Origin of the sequence: Pseudomonas sp. CCI1.1 (genome assembly GCF_034348165.1) — a bacterium.
GTDB classification, from domain to species: domain Bacteria; phylum Pseudomonadota; class Gammaproteobacteria; order Pseudomonadales; family Pseudomonadaceae; genus Aquipseudomonas; species Aquipseudomonas paracarnis.
Genome location: NZ_CP133780.1, coordinates 634,848 through 658,854, shown reverse-complemented (window position 1 = coordinate 658,854; position 24,007 = coordinate 634,848). Strand labels below are relative to the sequence as shown.

The following is a 24,007-nucleotide window of genomic DNA, read 5'->3' as shown; positions in this document are numbered from 1 at the left end:
CGTCGATGAATCAGCCCGCCACCAAAGTCCTGGTCATTGGCTACGTCTGGCCCGAGCCCCGCTCCTCGGCAGCGGGCGGGCATATGATGCAAATCCTTGAGAGCTTTCTTACGCAAGGTTGGGACATTACCTTCAGCAGCCCGGCCACCATTGGCGAGCACAAGGCCGACTTGCCGGCACTCGGGATCGCCGAACGCGCCATCGAACTGAATAACAGCAGTTTCGACGACTTTATTCGCGAACTGGCCCCGGATATCGTGCTGTTCGACCGTTTCATGATGGAGGAGCAATTCGGCTGGCGCGTAGAACAATGCTGCCCCGACGCCCTGCGCGTGCTGGAAACCTCCGACCTGCAAAGCCTGCGCGACGCCCGCCACCAGCGTTTCAAAGAACAAGTAAAAGCCAACCCCGACAGCGACGACTTCAGCGCCCTGTTCGCGCCGGCGCTGGAGGACGAATTCCAGCGCATGGCCGATACCGACCTGGCCAAGCGCGAAATCGCCGCGATTTACCGCTGCGACATCAGCCTGATGATCTCCGACGTGGAAATCCGCCTGCTCACCGAACAGTTCAAGGTGCCTGCCGCCCTGCTCCACTGGTGCCCCTTGATGCTGCAACCGCCCACTGCAGCCTTTGCGCCCTTTGAAGACCGTGCGCATTTCCTCAGCATCGGCAACTTCCGCCACGCGCCCAATTGGGACGCAGTGCTGTGGATGAAGCACAGCCTGTGGCCGCTGATCCGCCAACAGTTGCCGGGCGCGCAGTTGCACATCTACGGCGCCTACACCCCGCCCAAAGCCACCGCCCTGCACAACCCGGCACAGGGTTTTCATGTGATGAACTGGGCCGAAGATGCCTTGCAAGTCATGACGGCGGCGCGTATTTGCCTGGCGCCACTGCGCTTTGGCGCCGGCATCAAGGGCAAGTTAGTGGACGCCATGCTGTGCGGCACACCCAATGTCACCACCCCGATCGGCGCCGAAGCCATGGGCGATGACCAGCCCTGGCCCGGCGAGATCGCACAGGACGCCCCGGCCCTGGCCGCCGCTGCCGTTACCCTTTACCAAAACCGCGAGCGCTGGACTCAAGCCCAGGAGCATGGGCGCCAACTGCTGGCCCGACGCTATGACCAGGACGTGCACGGGCCCGCCTTGGTGGAATGCCTGGAACGTTGCCGCAGCAACCTCGCCGCCCATCGCCGGGACAACTTCACCGGCAGCATGCTGCGCCATCACGCGCATAAAAGTACCCAGTACATGTCCCAGTGGATCGAGGCCAAAAACCGCACCCTATAAACACTGGCGCTGGCGAGGTCGCGCGGGACGGGGCATTATCCTACGCAGCAACCACAATAAAGCGACGGCAGCATGACCCGAGCAACGCGCATCACCGACCCTTCCTACGAACTGATGGACGACCACAACGGCCTGTCCATCATCTATCGTCAGCATGGCTTCCCCTGCCCGTTGGTGCGCTGGCACTTCCACAAGGAATACGAACTGCACCTGATCGTCGCCAGCTCCGGCAAGGTGTTTATCGGCGACTACATCGGCAACTTCTACCCGGAAAGCCTGTTCCTCACCGGCCCCAACCTGCCCCATAACTGGATCAGCCAGGTGGAGGAAGATGAAGTGGTGCCCAAGCGTGACATGCTGGTGAACTTCACCGATGAGTTGTTCGAACACGGCAGCCACATCTTCACCGAACTCAAGAGCCTGGCGCCGCTGCTTGAACGTGCGCAATACGGCATCGAATTTCGCTGCAAAAAAACCATCGCCCACGCCATGACCCTGATGCAACGCATCGAAGACGCCCAAGGCATGGCACGCCTGGGGCACTTCTTTATCTTGCTGGAGGTGTTGAGCGCCTGTGAGGACTACCAGTTACTGTCCGGCGTCACCACGCCACAGCAAGCCGACGAACACAGCATCGACCGCACCAACCGCGCAGTGGACTACATCTTTGCCCACTACGCCCGAGAGCTGCCGTTGGAAGAAGTGGCGGAGTACCTGGGGATGAAGCCGACGTATTTTTCCCGGGTGTTCAAACAGGCGACCGGGCGGACTTTTATTGAATTCGTCAATCGGCTGCGCATCAGCAAGTCCTGTGAATTACTGGCCGATGGGGACAAGGCCGTGACTGATGTGTGTTTTGAGTCGGGGTTTAATAATATTTCCAACTTCAATCGGCGGTTTCAGCAGCTCAAGGGGATGACGCCGTCTCACTATCGGCGGTTGGCGGTGCAGCGGTTGACGGAGCAGAATTTGGCTTGAGGTTGATCGTTCATCTAGGTGGTGGGAAACAGAAACGTCTTACAAGGCTTTGAGGTTGCCCCTAGGACACTCGATCTCTAGTCTCCGTACACCGCTGCACAGGCAGCGTCGGGCGTCGCGGCCCGGTTTAATCAGATGCAAAGTGCCATTTCCGCTTTTAGTCGGCGTTTTTTTATCGTCTACTGTGCGGCTTCATGGTGGCTGTGCGCGGGATACCTTCGGGTATGCCGGTTTCCTGATTCCGGTCCGCGAACCTGCGTACGGCTACCACCCCATAGCGTCGCGGCGAAAGGGTGGCAGCTCCACTTAAATCAGGAGTTTCACCATGATCAAACCCACCCCAAATCCCCCAATCGATCCAGCACCCAGCGTGCTATTCACCGTTAAAGACGGCATCGATCGTTCCCGCGCTCCGCGTGGGCATGCATTCCGTGACGCTCTGCATCACTCGGGGACGCAGAGCGTCCCAAGCGGCGTTACCACGCGGAGCGTGGGAACGATCAAGCGTTAAGCACTGCACTGAGGATCGTTCCCGCACTCTGCGTGGGAATGCATACCGTGACGCTCTGCGTCACCCCGGGACGCAGAGCGTCCCAAGCGGCGTTACCACGCGGAGCGTGGGAACGATCAAGCGTTAAGCACTGCACTGAGGATCGTTCCCGCACTCTGCGTGGGAATGCATACCGTGACGCTCTGCGTCACTCGGGGACGCAGAGCGTCCCAAGCGGCGTTACCACGCGGAGCGTGGGAACGATCAAGCGTTAAGCACTGCACTGAGGATCGTTCCCGCGCTTTGCGTGGGCATGCATACCGTGACGCTCTGCATCACTCGGGGACGCAGAGCGTCCCAAGCGGCGTTACCACGCGGAGCGTGGGAACGATCAAGCGTTAAGCACTGCACTGAGGATCGTTCCCGCGCTCTGCGTGGGAATGCATACCGTGACGCTCTGCGTCACCCCGGGACGCAGAGCGTCCCTAGCGACGTTGCCACGCGGAGCGTGGGAACGATCAGGTGGTCGATGAGTGCAAAAAAGTATCAGTGAGCGTGCGCCCAAGGATTTGTCACCGCCGCTTTTGAAGGCTGTAATCAACGCACACTCTTCCTGACTTCTCGTAGGAAGACACAACAACAATAACCGTCCTTCTGTAGCCCTCTGGGCGCGGAAATGGAGTGCGCGATGAAGTTCACAGCAAAAGCATTGCTTGCCTGTACCTGCATGACCCTCAGCGCCGTCAGCCTTGGCGCGCAAACCCTGACCATTGCCACCGTCAATAACAGCGACATGATCCGCATGCAGAAGCTCTCGAAAACCTTCGAGGCCGAGCATCCGGAGATTAAGTTGAACTGGGTGGTGCTCGAAGAAAACGTGCTGCGCCAACGCCTGACCACCGACATCGCCACACAAGGCGGGCAGTTCGATGTGTTGACCATCGGCATGTACGAAGCCGCACTCTGGGGCGCCAAGGGGTGGCTGGAGCCGATGAAGGATTTGCCGGCGTCCTACGACCTTGATGACGTGTTCCCTTCAGTGCGCGACGGTTTGTCGGTCAAGGGCTCGTTGTACGCCCTGCCGTTCTATGCCGAAAGCTCGATCACCTATTACCGCACCGACCTGTTCAAGGACGCCGGGCTGAGCATGCCTGAGCACCCGACCTGGGGCCAGATCGGCGAATTCGCCGTTAAACTCACCGACAAATCCAAAGAGCAATACGGCCTGTGCCTGCGCGGCAAAGCCGGTTGGGGTGAGAACATGGCGCTGATCACCACCCTGGCCAACGGCTTCGGCGCGCGCTGGTTCGATGAGAAGTGGCAGCCAGAGTTCAACGGCCCCGAGTGGAAGAACGCGCTGAACTTCTACGTCGACAACATGAAGAAATCCGGCCCGCCGGGCGCCTCCAGCAACGGTTTCAACGAAAACCTGGCGCTGTTCAACAGCGGCAAATGCGCGATCTGGGTGGATGCCAGCGTGGCCGGCTCGTTTGTTACCGACAAGAGCCAGAGCAAGGTCGCAGACCATGTCGGCTTTACCTTCGCGCCCCATGAGAAAACCGACAAGGGCACGTCGTGGCTGTACTCCTGGAGCCTGGCGATCCCCACCAGTTCCAAGGCCAAGGACGCCGCCAAGGTGTTCACCAGTTGGGCCACCTCCAAGGAATACGGCCAGCTCGTGGCCAAGACCGATGGCATCGCCAACGTGCCGCCGGGTACCCGCCAATCCACCTATAGCGACGAGTACATGAAGGCCGCGCCGTTCGCCAAGGTGACGCTGGAATCGCTGAAAGTGGCCGACCCGACCAAGCCGACCGAGAAGCCGGTGCCGTATATCGGTATCCAGTTGGTGACCATTCCTGAATTCCAGGCGATTGGTACCCAGGTGGGCAAGTTCTTCTCGGGTGCGCTGACCGGTCAGCAAACCGTCGATGCTGCGTTGACCTCCGCGCAGAACACCACCGAGCGGGAAATGAAGCGGGCTGGTTACCCCAAGTAAACCAGCCTCACCACCGCAAATACAGGAGCAGAGCTTTTGTGGGAGCTGGCTTGCCTGCGATGCAAACGACTCGGTCTATCCGTAACACCGAGGCGATACCATCGCAGGCAAGCCAGCTCCCACAGCGACCGCGCTCCGACGCAGATTCTGTAGGCATCTGACTGGTTCTGATCACCATGAATACACCCACCAAAAACCGCCTGGCCAACCCCGGCTGGTTTCTCGTCAGCCCCTCGGTGGCCTTGTTGCTGCTGTGGATGATCGTGCCGCTGGGCATGACCCTGTACTTTTCGCTGATCCGCTACAACCTGCTCTACCCCGGCGAAAACCAATTCGTGGGGCTGGAAAACTTCAGCTACTTCATCACCGATTCGGGGTTCCTGCCCGGCGCCACCAATACCCTGTTGCTGGTGGGCAGCGTCTTGCTGATCAGCGTGGTGTTCGGCGTGTTGATCAGTGCGCTGCTGGAGGCCAGTGAGTTCCTGGGGCGCGGCATCGTCAGGGTGATGCTGATTTCGCCGTTCTTCATCATGCCCACGGTGGGCGCGCTGATCTGGAAGAACCTGATTTTTCACCCGGTGTCGGGGATTCTCGCCGCCGTGTGGAAGTTCTTCGGCGCCGAGCCGGTGGACTGGCTGGCGCATTACCCGCTGCTGTCGATCATCATCATTGTGTCGTGGCAATGGCTGCCCTTCGCGATCCTGCTGCTGATGACCGCCATGCAGTCCCTGGACCAGGAGCAGAAGGAAGCCGCACGCCTGGACGGTGCCGGCGCCATTGCGATCTTCTGGCACCTGACCTTGCCCCACCTGGCCCGCCCGATTGCCGTGGTGGTGATGATCGAAACCATCTTCCTGCTCTCGGTATTCGCCGAAATCTTCACCACCACCAACGGCGGCCCGGGCTACGCCTCGACCAACCTCGCCTACCTGATCTACAACCAGGCACTGGTGCAGTTCGATGTGGGCATGGCCTCGGCCGGCGGCTTGATTGCCGTGGTCATCGCCAATATCGCGGCGATCATCCTGGTGCGGATGATCGGCAAAAACCTGACTGACAAGCCTTGAGGGCCGCGCCATGACGCTTCAACAATCACGTCGCCTGCAGAGCCTGTTGCTCGGCACATTGGCCTGGGCCATCGCGATCCTGATTTTCTTTCCGATCTTCTGGATGGTGCTGACCAGCTTCAAGACCGAAATCGACGCGTTCGCCACGCCGCCGCAGTTCATCTTCACGCCGACGCTGGAGAACTACCTGCACATCAACGAGCGCAGCAATTACTTCGCCTACGCCTGGAACTCGGTGGTGATTTCCTTCAGCGCCACCGCCCTGTGCCTGCTCATTTCGGTACCGGCCGCCTATTCCATGGCGTTCTACGAAACCCAGCGCACCAAGGGCACGCTGCTGTGGATGCTGTCGACCAAGATGCTGCCGCCGGTGGGCGTGCTGATGCCGATCTACCTGTTGGCCAAGAGCTTTGGCCTGTTGGACACGCGCATTGCGCTGATCATCATCTACACCCTGATCAACCTGCCGATTGTGGTGTGGATGGTGTACACCTACTTCAAGGACATCCCCAAGGACATCCTCGAAGCCGCCCGCCTGGACGGCGCCACCCTGTGGCAGGAAATGGTGCGCGTGCTGCTGCCCATCGCCAAGGGTGGCCTGGCCTCCACGGTACTGCTGTCGTTGATCCTGTGCTGGAACGAGGCCTTCTGGTCGCTGAACCTGACCTCCTCCAGCGCCGCGCCGTTGACCGCATTGATCGCCTCTTACTCCAGCCCCGAAGGCTTGTTCTGGGCCAAGCTGTCCGCCGTCTCGACCCTCGCCTGCGCGCCGATCCTGATCTTTGGCTGGATCAGCCAGAAGCAGTTGGTACGCGGTTTGTCCTTTGGCGCCGTCAAATAATAATTCCCAGCGGAGGGCCCATCATGGCCAACCTGAAAATCAAGAATCTGCAAAAAGGCTTTGAAGGTTTTTCCATCATCAAGGGCATCGACCTGGAAGTGAACGACAAGGAATTCGTGGTGTTCGTCGGCCCGTCGGGCTGTGGCAAGTCCACCTTACTGCGCCTGATCGCCGGCCTGGAAGAAGTCAGCGACGGCACCATCGAACTCGATGGCCGCGACATTACCGAAGTCACCCCGGCCAAGCGCGACCTGGCCATGGTGTTCCAGACCTATGCGCTGTACCCGCACATGAGCGTGCGCAAGAACATGTCGTTTGCCCTGGACCTGGCGGGTGTCGACAAGCAGTTGGTGGAGAGCAAAGTCGGCGAAGCGGCGCGCATCCTTGAGCTGGGGCCTTTGCTGGAGCGCAAGCCCAAGCAACTTTCGGGTGGCCAGCGCCAGCGCGTGGCGATTGGCCGAGCGATTGTGCGCAACCCGAAGATCTTCCTGTTCGACGAACCGCTGTCCAACCTCGACGCCGCCCTGCGCGTGCAGATGCGCCTGGAGCTGGCGCGCCTGCATAAAGAACTGCAAGCGACCATGATCTACGTGACCCATGACCAGGTCGAAGCCATGACCCTGGCCGACAAGGTGGTGGTGCTCAACAGCGGGCGCATCGAACAGGTCGGTTCGCCGCTGGAGCTGTACCACCAGCCGGCCAACCTGTTTGTGGCAGGCTTTCTCGGCACGCCGAAGATGGGCTTCCTCAAGGGCCAGGTCACCCGCGTCGACAGCCAAGGCTGCGAGGTGCAACTGGACGCCGGCACTCTGATCAGCCTGCCGTTGAGCGGCGCCACCCTGAGCGTGGGCAGCGCGGTGACCCTGGGCATTCGTCCCGAGCACCTGGAAATGGCCACACCCGGGCAAACCACCCTGACCGTCACCGCCGACGTCGGCGAGCGCCTGGGCAGCGACACCTTCTGCCACGTCATCACCCGCAACGGCGAACCGCTGACCATGCGTATCCGTGGCGACATGGCCAGCCAGTACGGCGAGACGCTGCAGCTGCACCTGGACCCGGCGCACTGCCATCTGTTCGACACCGATGGCGTCGCCGTGGCCCGTCCACTGCGCGCTGCCGCCTGATTTCGTGAGTATTTCCCGATGAAATTGAATAAAGCCAACCTGACCCAACTGGCGCCCCAAGTGCAGTTGCCTGCCTATGCGATTGCCGACACCCGCCAGGGCATCGCGCACATCGGCGTCGGCGGTTTCCACCGTGCGCACCAGGCGTTTTACACCGATGCCCTGATGAACACCGGCGAGGGCCTGGACTGGGGCATCTGCGGCGTCGGCCTGCGCAGTGAAGACCGCAAGGCCCGCGACGACCTGGCCGGCCAGGATTACCTGTTCACCCTGTATGAACTGGGCGACACCGACGACACGCAAGTGCGCGTGATCGGCTCGATCAGCGACATGCTGCTGGCCGAAGACGACGCCCAAGCGCTGATCGATAAGCTCGCCAGCCCACAGATCCGCATCGTCTCGCTGACCATCACCGAAGGCGGCTACTGCATCGACGACAGCAACGGCGAGTTCATGGCCCACCTGCCGCAGATCCAGCATGACCTGGCGCACCCGAGAGCGCCGAAAACCGTGTTCGGCTTTATCTGCGCCGCGCTGACCCAGCGCCGCGCCGCTGGCACCCCGGCCTTCACGGTGATGTCCTGCGATAACCTGCCTCACAACGGCGCCGTCACCCGCAAGGCCTTGCTGGCCTTCGCCGCCCTGCACGACGCGGGCCTGCATGACTGGATCAAGGCCAACGTGAGCTTCCCGAACGCCATGGTTGACCGCATCACGCCCATGACCAGCACCGCCCACCGCCTGCAACTGCATGACCAGCACGGGATCGACGATGCCTGGCCGGTGGTGTGCGAGCCGTTTGTGCAGTGGGTGCTGGAAGACAAATTTGTCAACGGCCGCCCGGCCTGGGAAAAGGTCGGCGTGCAGTTCACCGATGACGTCACGCCTTACGAAGAAATGAAGATCGGCCTGCTCAACGGCAGCCACCTGGCCCTCACGTACCTGGGGTTCCTCAAGGGCTACCGATTCGTTCACGAGACCATGAACGACCCTGTGTTCGTGGCGTATATGCGCGCCTACATGGATCTGGACGTCACGCCGAACCTGGCGCCGGTACCTGGTATCGACCTGACCGAATACAAGCAGACCCTGGTGGAACGCTTTTCCAACCAGGCGATTGCCGACCAGTTGGAGCGCGTATGCTCCGACGGTTCATCGAAGTTTCCCAAGTTCACCGTGCCGACCATCAACCGCCTGATTGCCGACGGCCGCGAGACGGACCGTGCCGCCCTTGTGGTGGCGGCCTGGGCGCTGTACTTGAAAGGTGTGGATGAAAACGGCGCGCGCTACAGTATCCCGGACCCGCGGGCAGCGTTCTGCCAGGACCTGGTGAGCGATGACGCGCTGATCAGCCAGCGGTTGCTGGGGGTGGAAGAGATTTTTGGCACGGCTATTCCCAAGTCGGCGGCGTTTGTGGCAGCGTTCGAGCGGTGTTATGCAAGCCTGCGCGACAAAGGCGTCACCACCACACTACAAAACCTGCTGAACAAACCGGATTAAACAGGTGGGAGCTGGCTTGCCTGCGATAGCGGTGGTCCAGTAAACCCTGTGATGACTGCCGGACCGCTATCGCAGGCAAGCCAGCTCCCACATCGACCGTATTTTCAACCCAATAATAATGCTGAGCACTCCATCATGACCCAGCAAAACCTGTTCCTCGGAATCGACTGCGGCACCCAAGGCACCAAGGCCATCGTCCTCGACGCCTCCAGCGGCAAGGTGCTGGGCCTGGGCGCCGCCGCGCACACCTTGATCAGCGGCGCCAACGGCCGGCGTGAACAACACACCCAGGAATGGCTGGACGCCTTCACCGAAGCCACCCACCGCGCCCTGCAACAAGCCGGGGTGGACGGCCAGGACATCCTCGGCATCGGCGTATCCGGCCAGCAACATGGCCTGGTGCTGCTGGACGAACAAGGTGAAGTGCTGCGCCCGGCCAAGTTGTGGTGCGACACCGAAACCGCGCCGGAAAACGACCGGCTGCTGCAGCATCTGGGTGGCGAACGCGGGTCCCTGGAGCGCCTGGGCGTGGCCATCGCCCCGGGCTACACCGTGTCCAAGCTGCTCTGGACCCGCGAACAGCACCCCGACGTCTTCGCACGCATTGCCCATATCCTGCTGCCCCACGACTACCTCAACTACTGGCTCACCGGCCGCGCCTGCGCCGAGTACGGCGATGCGTCGGGCACCGGTTACTTCAACGTGCGCCGCCGCGAATGGGATGTGGCGTTGCTCCAGCACATCGACCCCAGCGGCCGCCTGCAAGCCGCGTTGCCGACACTGATCGAAGCCGACCAAGCGGTGGGCACGATCCTGCCGGCCATTGCCGAGCGCCTGGGCATCAACCCCAACGCGGTGGTGTCCAGTGGTGGCGGCGACAATATGATGGGCGCCATTGGCACCGGCAATATCGCCCCCGGCGTGATCACCATGAGCCTGGGTTCATCGGGCACCGTGTATGCCTTTGCCGACCAGCCCAACGTCAGCCCCCAGGCCTCGGTGGCGACCTTCTGCTCCTCTAGCGGCGGCTGGCTGCCGCTGATCTGCACCATGAACCTGACCAACGCCACCGGGGTGATTCGCGAGCTGTTCGACCTGGACCTCGATGCCTTCAACGCGCTGGTCGAACAGGCATCCATCGGGGCCGATGGGGTGAGCATGCTGCCGTTCCTCAACGGCGAACGCGTGCCCGCCCTGCCCCACGCCACCGGCAGCCTGCAGGGCCTGACCATGACCAACCTGACCCGTGCCAACCTGTGCCGCGCGGTGGTCGAAGGCACCACCTTCGGCCTGCGTTATGGCCTCGACCTGCTGCGCCAGACCGGCCTGCAAAGCCAGAGCATCCGTCTGATCGGCGGCGGCTCGAAAAGCCCGCTGTGGCGGCAGATGGTCGCCGATATCATGCACACCGAAGTGGTGTGTACCGAACAGAGCGAGGCGGCCGCCCTGGGCGCGGCGATCCAGGCGGCGTGGTGCCAGAGCGGCGAACCGCTGGCCCGCCTGTGCGACAAATGCGTGAGCATTGACCCGGCCAGCCGCACCTTACCCGTGGCTGCCCATGTCAGCGCTTATCAACAGGCGTATGAGCGTTATCAACAGCACGTGGCAACCCTTTGAGAGCGAGCAACTATGTATCTGGTGTGTGGTGAAGCGCTGTTTGATTTCTTCAGCGAGGAGGATGCCAGCGGGCAGGCCGCCAAGCTCAACTACAAGGCGATTGCCGGTGGCTCGCCGTTCAACGTGGCGGTGGGTTTGCGGCGCCTGGGGATCGAGTCGGGGCTCTTCGCCGGCCTGTCCACCGATTACCTTGGACGGCGCTTGCAGCAGGTCCTGAATGACGAAGGTATCAGCGAACGCTTTCTGGTGGCGTTCGACGCGCCGACCACCCTGGCGATGGTGGCCGTGGGCGCCAATGGCTCGCCGCAGTACAGCTTTCGCGGCGAAGGCTGCGCCGACCGGCAATTGCAACTGACGCACCTGCCGCCCCTGGGCGATGAAATTCGCGGGCTGCATGTGGGCTCGTTTTCGCTGGTGGTGCAACCGATTGGAGACACCCTGCTCAACCTGGTCAAGCGTGAAAGCGGCAAGCGTCTGATCAGCCTCGACCCCAACGTGCGCCTTAACCCGCAGCCCGATATCCACCTGTGGCGCGCCCGTGTCGCAGAGCTGGTGCAACACGCCGACCTGATCAAGGTCAGCGACGAAGACCTGCACCTGCTCTACCCCGACCAGACACCGGAAAGCGTGCTGCAAGGTTGGCTGCAACACCGCTGCCAACTGGTGTTCCTCACCCGTGGTGGCGACGGTGCGTCGGTGTTCAGCCGCCAGCATGGCAGTTGGTCGCAACCTGCGGTCAAGGTGGTGATGGCCGATACGGTGGGCGCTGGTGATACCTTCCAGGCGGCGTTGATTGCGTGGCTGACGGAACAGCAGTTGGATTCGGTTGACGGGCTGCAACGACTGAGCCGCGAGCAGATCGACGCCATGCTGGGCTTCGCGATCCGGGCTGCCGCACTGACCTGCGGCAAGACCGGCCCAGACCTGCCCTATCGTCAACAACTGGCTTGAGCTGAGCGGGCAAAAACCCAAAGTGCCATCACGCAGGCCACGTATTCCGTGGCCTGCGCGCCATGCATAAAAAATTGCGCTACTGGAAAACTGTGCTAAACCCAAAAACAGGAGCAGTTATTACAACAAACCTAGGACACACCCATGCAAAAGCCCAGTGGTTTCTCGACCCGGGCCGTTTTAGCTGTCGGCCTCATCTCATTGCAGTACATGAACCCTCAACCCTCCCACGCCGCCTGCGTTCTCACCCCGGGAACCGGCAACGATACCTATACGTGTAACAACGGCAGCAGTGCCGGCCTGACCGATCTTTCCGGGGATAACAGCCTGACGCTCTCCACAGGCGGCGCCATCAATGGCGATGTGACCTTTGGCCCTGGAATAGATACGGTGGAAATCCGCGACGGCCGGGTCACCGGGATCGTGCAGCAAGGCGACGGTGTTGATCGTGTCGTCATGATGGGTGGGCGAATAGGCGGCCTGTTCCAGGGCGACGGCCGCGACGTGCTTGAAATGTATGACGGCATAATCGACGAGGCTTTTGAAGACGGCGATGTGGCCTACCAGCGCGGTGGCAAAATTGGCCGGGTCAATATGAAGTTGGACAAGAACTTCTATGAAATGACCGGGGGGGAAATCCGGGAGAACCTGGTCACCGGTTTCGACACCGACACCATCATCATTTCCGGCGGCACCATCGGCGGCAATATCAGCACCAGCGGCGGCGATGACAGCATCACCGTCAGCGGCGGCGTGATTAATGGTGAGATCCGTGCCAGCGTCGGCAACGATACGTTCAAATGGCTGGGTGAAGGCAGGATCAACTCCCGGGTATTGATGGGTGATGGCGACGACACGGTCCTGCTGCAAGGCTTGAATGAAAGCAAACTGAACCACACGCCCTTTATCGATGGCGGCCTGGGCAACGATCAGCTGATCTTCGACGCGACAACATCCAGCACCGCGGCCCGCTACATCGGCTTGGAGCGCGTCAGCCTCACCAAAAACTCGCGCCTGGACCTGGCCGGGGATTTTTTCCTCGGTGACAGTGGCAGCAATACCGGCATGTTCAACATCGACGGCAGCAGTACCCTGGCCGTGGCGCAAGGCGGCATCCGCCCCTACACCGCCGGGCAACTGGCGACGCTCAATAACGCCGGCACTGTCGACATGACCACCGACAACAGCGCTACCAGCGTGTTGACGGTGCATGGTAACTACGTGGGCAACAACGGCCAGCTGCACCTGCAAACCGTACTCGGCGACGAAAACTCTGCCACCGACAAGCTGGTAGTGTCCGACGGCAACATCAGCGGTCACACCCAACTGAGTGTCAGCAACCTCGGCGGTATCGGCGGGCTGACCCAGAACAACGGCATCGAAGTGGTCCAGGCACTCAACGGCGCCGTCAGCAGCAACGATGCGTTTGCCTTGAAGGGCTCGGTCTCCGCCGGGGCGTATGAATACCTGCTGTTCAAGGGCGGCACCCTTGCCAATACGAAAAACAGCTGGTTCCTTCGCTCCTCAGTGGTGGCCGTGCAACCGCCGGCGGTCCCACCCGTACCGCCGACACCGGCCGTGGTGGTGCCGGTGCCGCCGATCCCCGCCACTCCCCCTGTAGTGGACTCGGATGAACCTTCCGTGGAACCGCCCACTGCGCAACCGCAACCCCCAATCGAGCCTGCCGCGCCACCGCCCAGCCAAGTCGCTGCAGCCACGTCGCCGCAATCGGCGGCGAGTAACCCTGTACTTCCCACCGCCGTGGCGGGTGCCGCGCCGATTCCACTGTATCGCCTGGAAGTTCCGGTCTACTCCGTAGACATCCCCGCTGCGCAACTGATGACGTTGCAGGCGCTGGGCACCTTCCATGAACGCCAGGGCGAGCAAAGCCTGCTGACCGAGACCGGTGCAGTGCCGGCAGGTTGGGGCCGCGCCTATGGCAGTGATTTCAACAAAAGCTGGTCGGGCACCGTGGCGCCGAGTTTTGACGGCACGGTCAAGGGCTATCAGGTTGGCCATGACCTTTACGCCGCCGAAACCAGCGGCGGGCAGACGCAACGCCTTGGCCTCTTTATCGGCCAGAGCCGCCTGCGCGGCGACGTGAAGGGCTTTGCAATGGGCTGGCAGAACCATCGCTCTGGGCGGGTCAAACTCGACGGCGACAACTTCGGCGCCTACTGGATACTCACCGATCCGACCGGCTGGTACGTCGACCTGGTGGCCATGGGTACCCGCCTGGATGGCGACAACAAGTCCGACCGAGGGGTGAAGATGGATACCAAGGGCCACGCCCTGGCGTTATCCGCCGAGGCCGGCTACCCGTTCAGGCTGTCCGAGCATTGGGAGATGGAACCTCAGGCCCAGGTCATCGGCCAGAAGATCGATCTGGATAGTCAGCACGATGGCATTTCCAAGGTCTCATTCGACTCCCAGGAGTATTGGACCGGCCGCATCGGCGCACGGCTCAAGGGTCGCTATCTGATCAGCAACACACCCGTGGAGCCGTACCTACGGGCGAATGTCTGGCACACCTTCGGCGGTAGCGACACGGTGACGTTCGACGGGGTGGACCGGATCAAGAGCGATCACAAGTCCTCCACGGCTGATATGGGCATCGGTGTTGTGGCTCAATTGTCATCCACGGTCAGTGTTTATATGGAGGGTAACTATGGCACCCAACTGGACGACAACAACTTTGAGGGTGTCAGTGGCAATTTCGGCGTAAGAGCGCGCTGGTAAACAGGAAGGATGTCAACATTGGGCCTGGCAACTACCAGGCCCACGGGGTCAACTTATACTCAAGCATCCGCTAGTGATAACCGCGAGCACCGGCTCGTTGCAGTACCGGTGCGTGGCTTTGCTTGAGGTCTTCACGCAACCCGGTGATCAGGTTGCAAATCGCTCGGCTGCTGTCGAGCTTGTCAGGGTGGATACCTTTGACTTCCAAATCCACCCGATCCCGGTCGCGATCGTCGTAGACCCTGATCGTCAACGAGGCATCTTCGGCTTTGGTGCATTCGCACCGTTTAGGCAGGAAACTTCCTTCAATAATGCTGCGAAGCTCTAGTTCTGAAAGCATGGCTAACCTCTCCTTTTTTGAGACTGCCAACAGTTATATGTATCCGACAGGCACTTGCCTGCCACGTCTTGCCAACCCTGGAAGACGCTTTCAATCAGTAAGCCTACTCGGCAAAAACCGGGGTGGTTGTAACCTTTCCTCATAAGCAAACCGCTTGCTCATATTAAAGAAAACGGCTTGTTTGGCATCCTCGTCGAACTACATCGATTAAACGTTTAACCCGCAGCGTGGGGACCGGCGTTTAGGTGGGAATCCTTTTTTCGGCAACCTATCGCAACCCATCAACCCATCACCGTTTAGCCGAAGGAGGTTTGCGATCGACATACGAACCATATACGATTCGTATATCAATTAAACACAGTGAACCTAATGGGCATCGTCAAGATCACCGATCAGCTGCACGAACAACTGCGCCTGGCCAGCGCCGCCATGGACCGCTCCATCAACGCCCAAGCCGAGTTCTGGATCAAGATCGGCCTGCTCGCCGAACTCAACCCGCACCTGCCCTACAACGAGCTGATCAACAAGCTGTTGCTGGACAAACCCGACCTGATCCGGGGGCGCAGTTGATGATCAAGACTCCCGCACAGTTGGCCGTGATGCGTGAAGCCGGGCGTCTGTTGGCGCAAGTCTTCGACATGCTCGACGGCTTCGTCGCCGCCGGCCGCTCTACCCTGGAGCTGGACAGCGCCGTCGAAGCCTTCATCCGCAATGACCTCAAGGCCCGCCCTGCCAGCCTGGGGCAGTACGACTACCCGTTCTGCATCAACACCTCGATCAACGAAGTGGTGTGCCACGGCATGCCCAGCGCCAAGCAAATACTCAAGGACGGCGACATCATCAACATCGACATCACCCTGGAAAAAGGCGGCTTCATCGCCGACGCCAGCAAGATGTACATGATCGGCAACGTGACGCCCAAGGCCAGGCGCCTGGTGGACATGACCTTCGAGGCGATGTGGGCCGGCATCCGCCAGGTCAAGCCGGGCGCGCGCCTGGGCGATATCGGCCATGCCATCCAGAGCCACGCGCAAGCCAACGGCTACAGCGTGGTGCGCGAATACTGCGGCCACGGCATTGGCCGGCAAATGCACGAAGAACCGCAAATCCTGCACTTCGGCCGCCCCGGCACCGGCCTCGAACTGCGCGAAGGCATGGTGTTTACCATCGAACCGATGCTTAACCATGGCAGCGCTAAAACTCGCAGCCTGAAAGACGGCTGGACGGTGGTCACCAAGGACAACAGCCTCTCGGCGCAATGGGAACACACCGTGGCGGTGACGGCGGACGGGTTTGAGGTGTTGACCTTGCAAGCCACTCAAACCTTTTACACCCCGTAGGAGCGAGCTTGCTCGCGAAGAGCGCCTAGCCTGCGCGCTAAACCAGGCTAGCCACTTTTTCGTTAACGTTTTTCGCGAGCAAGCTCGCTCCTGCATCTGCCTTGGCCTCAAGCTCGCGCACCAGCGGCAATACACGTTTGCCGAAATACTCTACTTCTTCCTGGAAGTGCAGAAAGCCTGCCAGCACCAAGTCCACACCCACGGCCTTGAGTGCCACGATGCGCTCGGCGATCTGCTGCGGCGTGCCGATCAGGTTGGTCTTGAAGCCATCGTTGTATTGCACCAGGTCCTCAAAGCTGGACTTGGCCCAGTTCCCCTCGCCCTCCGGCGACGCCTTGCCCGCTTGCCTGGCTGCGTCACCAAAGGCGTTGACCGCCTCCGGGTCGGCTTGGTCGATGATCTGCGCCAGCACCGCCCGAGCCTCCTCTTCCGTGTCGCGGGCGATCACAAAGGCGTTCACGCCCACCTTCACCGAATGGTGGTTGGCAGCGGCCTTGGCACGAATATCATCGACCTGGGCCTTGACGCCTTCAGGCGTGTTGCCATTGGTGAAATACCAATCCGACACCCGCGCCGCCATGTCCCGAGCCGCCCGCGAACTGCCGCCCTGGAAGATCTCCGGCTGGCCCAGGGGCTTGGGCTTGAGGGTGTATTGGTTGAAACGATAGAAATCGCCCTTGAAGGTGAAATCGTCCTGGGTCCAGATGCCTTTGAGGGCGCGGATAAACTCTTCGGAACGCCGATAGCGCTCATCATGCTCCAACCAATGCTCGCCAATGGCCTGGAACTCGCCCTTGAACCAACCACTGACGATATTCACCGCGATACGGCCATTGGTCAGTTGGTCGATGGTCGCCAATTGCTTGGCCGCCAACGCCGGTTGCCACGGCCCGGGCAGGATCGCCGCGATGACCTTGAGGGTGGTAGTCGCCGCGAGTAACGCATGGCTGAACGCCACGGACTCATGCTGGTTCTCGGCACCGTAACCTGCGGTGAAGCGAATCTGGGTCAAGCCATACTCAAAACCCGCCGCCTCCGCCAGTTGCGCCAGCTTGCGGTTGTACTCGATGCCCCAGTGGGTGCGTTGTTCAATCTTGCTGACGACCAACCCACCGCTGACGTTGGGTACCCAATAGGCAAATTTCACGGCTTGCTGACTCATCGGACGGTACCTCGCACAGGGGATGTACCAGTGCTTAGGCAGCAAGCGTGCCAGGGGCAGGCAAATGCCCGTAGCCTGGGGGTTGCGGAAAAAAAGGGGGATTGAAGCGATGGCTTGCCAGTGTCTGGGATCGCAGCAGTTTGTGGATCTGCTGTTGCTGGAGCAACAGTTGCGACCAACACCACGCGTACCCACGATGCGAAGCGAGTAGCTCTTGATCTTGATCTGCTTTTGATCTTGATCTTAGGCGCCCCGTTAAACCACGCTGGCCGGAATCGACAGGGATGGATATGTACTCGGTATAACGGTGTCGACTGTGAGGCCGCCTTCGCAGGCAAGCCAGCTCCCACAATTTGATCGCGGGGCGTCAGGTAGGTAGTCGTCGGCTGTGAGGCCGCCTTCGCAGGCAAGCCGGCTCCCACATTTGGAGCGTGGGGTGTCAGGCCACGTGCTCAGAACGCCAACTTGTACCCCACCGCCATCAACATCACCGCCAGGCACGGCCGCAGTACCCCGTCGGGAATCCTGCCAGTCATATGGCTGCCCATGTAGATCCCCGGCAGCGACCCCATCAGCAAAAAGCCCAGCAGATGCCAGTCCATGTTCCCCATGCTGGCATGGCCCAGGCCCGCCACCAATGTCAGGGGCACGGCATGGGCGATCTCGGTGCCAACCAGGCGCCGCGTGGCCAGGAACGGGTACAGGATAAACAGCGCCACCGTGCCCAGAGCGCCGGCGCCGATCGAGGTCAAGGCCACCATGGTGCCAAGGATCGCACCTGTCACAACAGTGAGCGCATTCAGATTGCGCGGGCGCAGATGGTAGGAATCACCAGCATGACGCTGGGCAAACGCCAACAGGCTTTTCTTGAACAGGATCGCCAAGGCCGTCAGCAGCAATACCACGCCAAGGGCCTGCTTGATCACCGCGTTCATCGCACTGGGGTCGGTGTGCAAGCTGGCCAGGAACCATAACGTCAGCAACACTGCCGGCACGCTGCCCAGGGTGAGCCAGCCAGTGATGGTCCAATCGATGTTCTTGTTCTTGCTGTGCACCAGCACGCCACCGGACTTGGTAATGGCAGCGTACAGCAGGTCGGTGCCCACCGCGGTGGCCGGGTTGATGCCAAACCACAGCAGGATCGGGGTCATCAGCGAACCGCCGCCCACCCCCGTCATGCCCACGATAAACCCCACGATCAAGCCGGCAACCACGAAACCAATATTACCTACATCCATTCCAGCTACCCGCGGCCTTATAAATTTCTGGCCGCAGGATAGCGATTTTTCTTATAACCACTTATACCGATGCGATCTGAGTTTATGCCTTTTTGGAAACTCCACTTTTTTTGCACAAAACTGCATCCAATGGTCGGGCCTGGGCCGTAGTCATCAACGTAACCCTGCTGTTCTACCCAATGGAGAAACACCATGAACGCTAAAACACTGCTGTGCCTGTCCAGCTTGCTCCTCGCCGCACCGTCGGCGTTTGCCCAGGCGGGCCTGCCGGACAGCATCAAGGTGCCCGATGGCCACAAGGTAGCGATGCACACCACCGGGGTCGGCGAAATCACCTATGAATGCCGCGACAAGGCCAACGCTGCCGGCCAGACCGAGTGGACCTTCGTCGGCCCTAAAGCCGTGTTGAACGACCGTAATGGCCAGCAGGTCGGCACCTACTTCGGCCCACCCGCCACGTGGCAGGCCAAGGACGGCTCGACCATCACCGGCACGCAATTGGCCGTGGCGCCGTCGAGCCCCGGCAACCTGCCCTATCAACTGGTCAAGGCCAATCCAGCCGAGGGCAAAGGTGCAATGAGTGGCGTGGTGTATATCCAGCGGGTTGCGCTCAAAGGCGGGGTCGCTCCGGCTGCGCCCTGCACCACGGCGAACAAAGGCGCCAAGGAAATGGTGAAATACCAGGCGGACTACCTCTTCTGGGCCGCCAACTGAGCAAACTCAGCTACGCTGGCCAGGTAGGCGCGAGCAACCTCGCGCCTACCACGCGTAGACGTCTCCTCAGTGGCAGGAATTCTGGTTTGGCTGAACTCATCTTTGATTATCAAGTGTGCCTGTTAGCCTGCGCCCGCGGCGATCATCGCGCCCTGCACCAGCTCTATGAGCAGGACAGCAGCCGCTTGCTCGGTGTGGCGCTGCGCATTACCCGCAACAAGGCACTGGCCGAGGACATCGTGCATGACGCCTTTATCAAGATCTGGCACGGCGCACACAGTTTCGACCCCCTGCGAGGCTCCGCACGGGGTTGGGTGTTCAGCGTGACTCGCCACCTGGCCCTGGACGTGGTACGCAGCGCCGGGCGTGACGTGCCATTGGACGATCAGTACGAGCCGCTGGCAGAGCCGGCCCAGTCCATCGAGTTTGCCGCACGCTCCGGGCAGATCCACCAGTGCCTGGAACGGCTCGACCCGACGCGTCGCACCTGCATTCTGCACGCGTATGTGGACGGTTACTCCCACAGCGAAATCGCGCAAAAACTCAGTACCCCGCTGGGCACGGTCAAAGCCTGGATCAAACGCAGCCTCGCCGCCTTGCGCGAGTGCATGGCATGAACGACAGCCTGGATGAACTGGCCAGTGAATACGTGCTGGGGACCCTGCCCGCCGAACAGCGCGCTGAGGTACAACAACGCCTGGCCCATGATGCGGCACTGCGCGCAGCGGTGGATGCCTGGGAGCAGCGTCTGTTGCCTCTGGTGGCGCTGGCGCAACCGGTGCCGCCTTCGGCACAGCTGTGGCGGCGCATTGAACGCCGCATCAAAATCGCCGAAACGGGCGTGGCGTGGTGGAACCTGCTGGCGTTCTGGCGCGGGCTTTCTGCCGTCGGCCTGATGGCAAGCGTGGTGCTGGCGGCTTTATTACTGACGCGCCCGCCCATGACCGCACCCAGCTTCGTGGTGGTGCTGATGGCGCCACAAAGCCAGGCACCGGGCTGGGTGGTGCAGGCCAGTGATAATCGGCAGATCCAGTTGATCCCATTGGGGGTGATGGAGATTCCCGCAGACAAAGCCCTGGAGTTCTGGACCAAGGCCGATGGCTGGCAGGGCCCCGTATCCCTGGGCCTGGTCAAGCCTGGGCAGACCTTGTCGGTGCCCCTGGACAAGCTGCCGCCGCTGGCGCCGAACCAGTTGTTTGAACTGACGCTGGAAGGGCCCAATGGCTCGCCTACCGGCAAACCCACCGGGCCGATTCACGGGATCGGCCGAGCAGTCAAAGTACTTTGATCACGAAAGGTTAGGCAGCCACACACGAAACCGCGCCCCACCCAGGGGCGACGCCAAGGCCGTCAAGGTGCCGCCCTGGGCCTCCAGGGCGCGCCGGCTGATCGCCAGGCCCAGGCCAAAGCCGCCGGTTGCGCGGTCGCGGCTGCGGTCGAGGCGGTAGAACGGCTCGAAGATGCGCTCGCGCTGGTCAGCCGGTATGCCGATGCCATCGTCGTCCACCCAGATTTCACAGCCTTTGGGGCATACGCGCACGCCCACCTGGATGCGCTTGTCGCAGTAGCGCGTCGCATTGCGCAGCAGGTTCTGCAAGGCTCGGGCAGTCAGACGCGGGTCGAGGCTGAAGCGCTCAACGGCACAATCAAGCGCCACATCGATGACGATCTCGGGGTTTTCCAACTCATCGTCGACGCTGCCCAACACGCTGTCGATAAACTCGTCGAGCGCTACCTCTACCCGCTCGGGCAATTGCGCCGGGTTTTGCAGGCGGCTGTAAGACAGCAATTCCAGCACCAATTCATCCAACTCCCGAATATGCGCCACCAGGCTTTGCAGACGCTCGCGGCTGGCCAGGGGCAAGTCTTCGGAAAGCGCCAGGGCCAGCCCGAAATCCAGGCGGGTAAGCGGCGTGCGCAGTTCATGGGAGACCGCATTGAGCAAGTCGCGCTGCTGGTTCAAGAGATGCTCGATATCGTCGGCCATGGTGTCGAACACCGCCGCCAGGCCGCCGATGCTGGAGCTGGGTGCAAGCCCCGTACGGGCCTCCAAGTGGCCCTTACCCAATAGCGCGGCGGTACTTTTCAGACGTTCCAGGTCACGCCAGTGCGGACGCAGCCACACCAGCAGGCACGCCAACAAGGCGGCGCCGACCAGCACGTTCATCGACCAGTACAGCAGGTTCATGTCCAACGGGTCTGGCGGTACGGTCAGCTTGACCGCGAACTGCTGGTTGATCGGCGAACTGATTTCCTCCATCCAGCCCCACTCGCCCAGGCGGATCACCGGTTTGCCTTGCTCCAGTAACTGTTCTTCCTCAGGGGTGTAGCGGGCGTCCTGGCGCAGCAACAGTTGCACTTTCAACGGTGCAAAATCGCGGCTCAACTGGTCGGTCACCTGGGACCAGCGCTCCACCGGTGCGCGCTGGTACTGCTTGACCATGAGTTTTTGCAGGCCGCGGGACTGTTCGATGTTGTAGTTCATGTAGCGGTGTTCGAACAGCTGGATCACCAGCTTGGGAATCAGGTAAATCGCCGCACTGTAGGTGACGATGGTGATCAGGTAGAGGCGCAGCAGTACGCGAAACATGGTTCAGCATTCCCACTCGGAACGGCTGAACAGATACCCCTTGCCCCACACCGTCTTGATCTTGCGCGCCTCGCCCGCATGGTCGTCGAACTTGCGCCGCAGCTTGGAGATGGCCACGTCCACCGAACGGTCGGTACCGTTGAACTCGATACCGCGCAGGCGTTGCAGGATCTGATCGCGGCTGAGCACTTCGCCGGCATGCCGGGCCAGCACCACCAACAGGTTGTATTCTCCGCTGGACAGCTCCACCGCCTGTTCGCGCCAGGTCACGGTGCGCTCGGACAAGTCGATGCACAGGTTGCCCATGACGATCTGGTCGCTGGCCACCTGGGGTTCGGACAGGCTGCTGCGCCGCAGCAATGTGCGCACCCGGGCCAGCAATACGCGCGGCTCGCAGGGTTTGGTCACGTAGTCGTCGGCGCCCATCTCAAGGCCCAGAACCTGGTCGTGGCTGTCATCGCGGGCGGTCAGCATCAGGATCGGCAGGCCCGCAGAATCGGCGCGCAGCAAGCGGCACACCTGCAGGCCGTCGAGGCCCGGCAGCATCAGGTCGAGGATCACAAGGTCCGGCGGGTTCAGGCGTGCACGTTCGCGTACATGATCGCCACGGCTGAGCACGCTGACGTGGTAGCCATTGCGTTCCAGGTAGCTGGCAATCAGCTCGGAGAGTGCGGCGTCGTCTTCCACCAGGAGGATGTTGGGCATGGTGTTTCCAAATAATGCTGTTTGTTGGTGTGTTGCAGGATTGTGCAAGGATATACGCCCCCGACGCCACGTGCGCCGTACCTTACACTTCTTCACAGACCCGCTACACAGCTTCACAGCACCACGGCGCAGGTGCCTCTAGGATGCGCCAGTCAATATTGGGATAAGAGCATGTCGAAGAATCTATTTGCGCCGTTTTGCCTGTTGGCCCTCACACTGGCGCTGAGCGCGTGTGGTCAGTCGGCAGACGAGACGCCACAAATGCCCCTGGCCAAAGTGCGGATCGAAACCCTGCAGGCCAAGCCCCTTTCTATTACCAGCGAACTGAGCGGGCGCATCGCCGCACCGCGTATCGCCGAGGTACGCGCCCGGGTCGCCGGGGTGGTGATGCAGCGGGTGTTTAACGAAGGCCACGACGTCAAGCAAGGCGACGTATTGTTCCGTATTGACCCGGCGCCGTTCAAGGCCGACCTGGACAGTGCCCTGGCCAACCTGAGCAAGGCCGAGGCCAATGCGTTCCAGGCGCGCCTGCAAGAACAGCGCTACAGCCAATTGGTCGAAGGCAACGCCATCAGCGGCCAGGAGTACGACAACGCCCGCGCCGCCCTGCGCCAGACCAACGCCGAAGTGGCCGCCAACAAGGCTGCCGTCGAGCGTGCCAGGCTGAACCTGGGCTATGCCACCGTGACCGCACCGATTTCCGGGCGCATTGGTCGCGCCCTGGTGACCGAAGGCGCGCTGGTCGGCCAGAACGAAGCCACGCCGCTGGCGATTATCCAGCAACTGGACCCGATCCACGCCGACCTCACCCAGTCCACCCGTGAGCTGAACGACCTGCGCCGCGCCTTTCGTGCCGGCAGCTTGAAGCAGGTCGGCCAGGACCAGGCCAAGGCCACCTTGATCCAGGACGACGGTAGCCTGTACCCGTTGCCGGGTAAATTGCTCTTCGCCGAAATCAGCGTCGATCCGGGCACCGGGCAGATCATCCTGCGCAGCGAGTTCCCCAACCCGGACCTCGACCTGTTACCCGGCAGCTTTGTGCGGGTGCGCGTGGAACAGGCCGTGGACAAACAAGGTATCAGCGTGCCGCAACGCGCCATCACCCGTGATAGCGCCGGTATCCCGATGGTGTTGTTGCTGGATGCCGAGCAGACCGTCAGCCAGCAACCGGTGGAGTTGGGTGCGGTTATCGACAACCGCTGGATCGTCACCAGTGGCCTCAAACCCGGCGACCGCATCATCGTCGAGGGCGTGCAACACGCACGCCCCGGTGAAAAAGTTGAAGTGGACGACAGCCCGCTCGTAAAGGAATAA

Annotated in this window: 21 protein-coding genes; 16 read left to right on the top strand and 5 right to left on the bottom strand. The window is 61.3% G+C overall.

Annotated features, from left to right (window positions below; translation table 11 throughout):
• Nucleotides 1-5 precede the first annotated feature (5 nt).
• The 10 genes from RHM69_RS02890 (at nt 6) to RHM69_RS02845 (ending at nt 14,604) form a co-directional block, all read left to right on the top strand.
• A complete protein-coding gene (locus RHM69_RS02890) occupies nt 6-1,295 on the top strand; it encodes a glycosyltransferase (protein ID WP_032901625.1) in 1,290 nt (429 codons plus the stop codon).
• 72 nt (nt 1,296-1,367) lie between these two features.
• Nucleotides 1,368-2,273 carry an AraC family transcriptional regulator gene (locus RHM69_RS02885; RefSeq protein WP_003190965.1) on the top strand — a complete coding sequence of 302 codons (906 nt, stop codon included), beginning with the start codon at nt 1,368-1,370 and terminating at the stop codon, nt 2,271-2,273.
• Nucleotides 2,274-3,451: 1,178 nt separating this feature from the next.
• The gene (locus tag RHM69_RS02880; RefSeq protein WP_058410659.1) at nt 3,452-4,762 is read left to right on the top strand and encodes an ABC transporter substrate-binding protein; all 1,311 of its coding nucleotides are present in this window, start codon (nt 3,452-3,454) and stop codon (nt 4,760-4,762) included.
• 176 nt (nt 4,763-4,938) lie between these two features.
• On the top strand, nt 4,939-5,829 hold the full coding sequence (locus tag RHM69_RS02875) for a carbohydrate ABC transporter permease (RefSeq protein WP_014718700.1): 891 nt from the start codon (nt 4,939-4,941) through the stop codon (nt 5,827-5,829).
• A 10-nt stretch (nt 5,830-5,839) separates the two neighbouring features.
• Nucleotides 5,840-6,670 (top strand): carbohydrate ABC transporter permease, encoded by an 831-nt coding sequence (locus RHM69_RS02870; protein WP_005788583.1) that lies wholly within the window; start codon nt 5,840-5,842, stop codon nt 6,668-6,670.
• Nucleotides 6,671-6,693: 23 nt separating this feature from the next.
• Nucleotides 6,694-7,797: an ABC transporter ATP-binding protein gene (locus RHM69_RS02865; RefSeq protein ID WP_058410658.1), complete on the top strand. Its 1,104-nt coding sequence runs from the start codon at nt 6,694-6,696 to the stop codon at nt 7,795-7,797.
• Nucleotides 7,798-7,815: 18 nt separating this feature from the next.
• Nucleotides 7,816-9,297 carry a mannitol dehydrogenase family protein gene (locus tag RHM69_RS02860; RefSeq protein ID WP_020301118.1) on the top strand — a complete coding sequence of 494 codons (1,482 nt, stop codon included), beginning with the start codon at nt 7,816-7,818 and terminating at the stop codon, nt 9,295-9,297.
• A 135-nt stretch (nt 9,298-9,432) separates the two neighbouring features.
• Complete coding sequence (xylB, locus tag RHM69_RS02855) at nt 9,433-10,914, top strand: xylulokinase (protein WP_058410657.1); 1,482 nt, start codon at nt 9,433-9,435, stop codon at nt 10,912-10,914.
• A gap of 12 nt (nt 10,915-10,926) precedes the next feature.
• On the top strand, nt 10,927-11,865 hold the full coding sequence (locus RHM69_RS02850) for a carbohydrate kinase family protein (protein WP_020301116.1): 939 nt from the start codon (nt 10,927-10,929) through the stop codon (nt 11,863-11,865).
• A gap of 144 nt (nt 11,866-12,009) precedes the next feature.
• Complete coding sequence (locus RHM69_RS02845; RefSeq protein WP_200600345.1) at nt 12,010-14,604, top strand: autotransporter outer membrane beta-barrel domain-containing protein; 2,595 nt, start codon at nt 12,010-12,012, stop codon at nt 14,602-14,604.
• A 70-nt stretch (nt 14,605-14,674) separates the two neighbouring features.
• On the opposite strand, the gene RHM69_RS02840 is transcribed toward RHM69_RS02845, so the two are convergent.
• Entirely contained in the window at nt 14,675-14,944 is a 270-nt protein-coding gene (locus RHM69_RS02840) for a DUF1652 domain-containing protein (protein WP_014718706.1), read from the bottom strand.
• Nucleotides 14,945-15,313: 369 nt separating this feature from the next.
• On the opposite strand from RHM69_RS02840, the gene RHM69_RS02835 reads away from it, so the two are divergent.
• Both RHM69_RS02835 and map read left to right on the top strand, forming a co-directional pair.
• Entirely contained in the window at nt 15,314-15,514 is a 201-nt protein-coding gene (locus RHM69_RS02835; RefSeq protein ID WP_003190946.1) for a ParD-like family protein, read from the top strand.
• Complete coding sequence (gene map, locus RHM69_RS02830) at nt 15,514-16,284, top strand: type I methionyl aminopeptidase (protein ID WP_019816859.1); 771 nt, start codon at nt 15,514-15,516, stop codon at nt 16,282-16,284. Before RHM69_RS02835 ends, map begins: the two co-directional genes overlap by 1 nt.
• Before the next feature lie 37 nt (nt 16,285-16,321).
• Here the strand turns inward: map and sfnG are convergent, their stop codons facing one another.
• Nucleotides 16,322-17,446, bottom strand: coding sequence for a dimethylsulfone monooxygenase SfnG (gene sfnG, locus RHM69_RS02825; RefSeq protein WP_019816858.1), 1,125 nt, complete (start codon nt 17,444-17,446; stop codon nt 16,322-16,324).
• A gap of 452 nt (nt 17,447-17,898) precedes the next feature.
• The gene (locus tag RHM69_RS02820) at nt 17,899-18,684 is read right to left on the bottom strand and encodes a sulfite exporter TauE/SafE family protein (protein WP_014718709.1); all 786 of its coding nucleotides are present in this window, start codon (nt 18,682-18,684) and stop codon (nt 17,899-17,901) included.
• A gap of 192 nt (nt 18,685-18,876) precedes the next feature.
• Between RHM69_RS02820 and RHM69_RS02815 the strand changes: the two genes are divergently transcribed.
• From RHM69_RS02815 to RHM69_RS02805, 3 genes are all read left to right on the top strand, one after another.
• Complete coding sequence (locus RHM69_RS02815) at nt 18,877-19,398, top strand: DUF3455 domain-containing protein (RefSeq protein ID WP_014718710.1); 522 nt, start codon at nt 18,877-18,879, stop codon at nt 19,396-19,398.
• 86 nt (nt 19,399-19,484) lie between these two features.
• A complete protein-coding gene (locus RHM69_RS02810; RefSeq protein WP_014718711.1) occupies nt 19,485-20,015 on the top strand; it encodes a sigma-70 family RNA polymerase sigma factor in 531 nt (176 codons plus the stop codon).
• Nucleotides 20,012-20,686, top strand: coding sequence for an anti-sigma factor domain-containing protein (locus tag RHM69_RS02805; RefSeq protein WP_014718712.1), 675 nt, complete (start codon nt 20,012-20,014; stop codon nt 20,684-20,686). Before RHM69_RS02810 ends, RHM69_RS02805 begins: the two co-directional genes overlap by 4 nt.
• Here the strand turns inward: RHM69_RS02805 and RHM69_RS02800 are convergent, their stop codons facing one another.
• Both RHM69_RS02800 and RHM69_RS02795 read right to left on the bottom strand, forming a co-directional pair.
• Nucleotides 20,687-21,988: an ATP-binding protein gene (locus tag RHM69_RS02800; protein WP_019816856.1), complete on the bottom strand. Its 1,302-nt coding sequence runs from the start codon at nt 21,986-21,988 to the stop codon at nt 20,687-20,689.
• Nucleotides 21,989-21,991: 3 nt separating this feature from the next.
• Nucleotides 21,992-22,693, bottom strand: a complete 702-nt coding sequence (locus tag RHM69_RS02795) for a response regulator transcription factor (protein WP_003190934.1) — start codon at nt 22,691-22,693, stop codon at nt 21,992-21,994.
• A 171-nt stretch (nt 22,694-22,864) separates the two neighbouring features.
• Between RHM69_RS02795 and RHM69_RS02790 the strand changes: the two genes are divergently transcribed.
• Entirely contained in the window at nt 22,865-24,007 is a 1,143-nt protein-coding gene (locus RHM69_RS02790; RefSeq protein WP_200600343.1) for an efflux RND transporter periplasmic adaptor subunit, read from the top strand.

Excerpts from the sequence above, each read along its gene's own strand:
- RHM69_RS02890 (WP_032901625.1), top strand. The coding sequence starts at position 6 with ATGAATCAGCCCGCCACCAAAGTCCTGGTCATTGGCTACGTCTGGCCC.
- RHM69_RS02885 (WP_003190965.1), top strand. The coding sequence starts at position 1,368 with ATGACCCGAGCAACGCGCATCACCGACCCTTCCTACGAACTGATGGAC.
- RHM69_RS02880 (WP_058410659.1), top strand. The coding sequence starts at position 3,452 with ATGAAGTTCACAGCAAAAGCATTGCTTGCCTGTACCTGCATGACCCTC.
- RHM69_RS02875 (WP_014718700.1), top strand. The coding sequence starts at position 4,939 with ATGAATACACCCACCAAAAACCGCCTGGCCAACCCCGGCTGGTTTCTC.
- RHM69_RS02870 (WP_005788583.1), top strand. The coding sequence starts at position 5,840 with ATGACGCTTCAACAATCACGTCGCCTGCAGAGCCTGTTGCTCGGCACA.
- RHM69_RS02865 (WP_058410658.1), top strand. The coding sequence starts at position 6,694 with ATGGCCAACCTGAAAATCAAGAATCTGCAAAAAGGCTTTGAAGGTTTT.
- RHM69_RS02860 (WP_020301118.1), top strand. The coding sequence starts at position 7,816 with ATGAAATTGAATAAAGCCAACCTGACCCAACTGGCGCCCCAAGTGCAG.
- xylB (WP_058410657.1), top strand. The coding sequence starts at position 9,433 with ATGACCCAGCAAAACCTGTTCCTCGGAATCGACTGCGGCACCCAAGGC.
- RHM69_RS02850 (WP_020301116.1), top strand. The coding sequence starts at position 10,927 with ATGTATCTGGTGTGTGGTGAAGCGCTGTTTGATTTCTTCAGCGAGGAG.
- RHM69_RS02845 (WP_200600345.1), top strand. The coding sequence starts at position 12,010 with ATGCAAAAGCCCAGTGGTTTCTCGACCCGGGCCGTTTTAGCTGTCGGC.
- RHM69_RS02840 (WP_014718706.1), bottom strand. The coding sequence starts at position 14,944 with ATGCTTTCAGAACTAGAGCTTCGCAGCATTATTGAAGGAAGTTTCCTG.
- RHM69_RS02835 (WP_003190946.1), top strand. The coding sequence starts at position 15,314 with ATGGGCATCGTCAAGATCACCGATCAGCTGCACGAACAACTGCGCCTG.
- map (WP_019816859.1), top strand. The coding sequence starts at position 15,514 with ATGATCAAGACTCCCGCACAGTTGGCCGTGATGCGTGAAGCCGGGCGT.
- sfnG (WP_019816858.1), bottom strand. The coding sequence starts at position 17,446 with ATGAGTCAGCAAGCCGTGAAATTTGCCTATTGGGTACCCAACGTCAGC.
- RHM69_RS02820 (WP_014718709.1), bottom strand. The coding sequence starts at position 18,684 with ATGGATGTAGGTAATATTGGTTTCGTGGTTGCCGGCTTGATCGTGGGG.
- RHM69_RS02815 (WP_014718710.1), top strand. The coding sequence starts at position 18,877 with ATGAACGCTAAAACACTGCTGTGCCTGTCCAGCTTGCTCCTCGCCGCA.
- RHM69_RS02805 (WP_014718712.1), top strand. The coding sequence starts at position 20,012 with ATGAACGACAGCCTGGATGAACTGGCCAGTGAATACGTGCTGGGGACC.
- RHM69_RS02800 (WP_019816856.1), bottom strand. The coding sequence starts at position 21,988 with ATGTTTCGCGTACTGCTGCGCCTCTACCTGATCACCATCGTCACCTAC.
- RHM69_RS02795 (WP_003190934.1), bottom strand. The coding sequence starts at position 22,693 with ATGCCCAACATCCTCCTGGTGGAAGACGACGCCGCACTCTCCGAGCTG.
- RHM69_RS02790 (WP_200600343.1), top strand. The coding sequence starts at position 22,865 with ATGTCGAAGAATCTATTTGCGCCGTTTTGCCTGTTGGCCCTCACACTG.